This is a genomic window from Methylobacterium sp. J-088 (genome assembly GCF_022829295.1).
Taxonomy (GTDB): Bacteria; Pseudomonadota; Alphaproteobacteria; order Rhizobiales; family Beijerinckiaceae; genus Methylobacterium.
Genome location: NZ_JAKSYH010000060.1, coordinates 1 through 458 on the forward strand (window position 1 = coordinate 1; position 458 = coordinate 458).

Annotated in this window: 1 pseudogene; it reads left to right on the top strand. The window is 65.5% G+C overall.

Annotated features, from left to right (window positions below):
• Positions 1-458: pseudogene (locus tag MKK63_RS07840) on the top strand (TCP-1/cpn60 chaperonin family protein); the annotation flags it as partial.

A 458-nucleotide genomic window follows, 5' to 3' on the forward strand; every position in this document is an offset into this window, starting at 1 on the left:
AACGGCGACACCGAGATCGGCCAGATGATCGCCCACGCGATGCAGAAGGTCGGCAACGAGGGCGTGATCACGGTCGAGGAGGCCAAGACCGCCGAGACCGAGCTCGACGTCGTCGAGGGCATGCAGTTCGACCGCGGCTACCTCTCCCCGTACTTCATCACGAACGCGGAGAAGATGGTCGCCGAGCTGGAAGACCCCTACATCCTCATCCACGAGAAGAAGCTGTCGTCGCTCCAGGCGATGCTGCCGGTGCTCGAGGCCGTGGTCCAGACCGGCAAGCCTCTCCTGATCATCGCCGAGGACATCGAGGGCGAGGCGCTGGCCACCCTCGTGGTCAACAAGCTGCGCGGCGGCCTGAAGGTCGCGGCCGTCAAGGCGCCGGGCTTCGGTGACCGCCGCAAGGCGATGCTCGAGGACATCGCGATCCTGACCAAGGGCCAGATGATCGCCGAGGATCT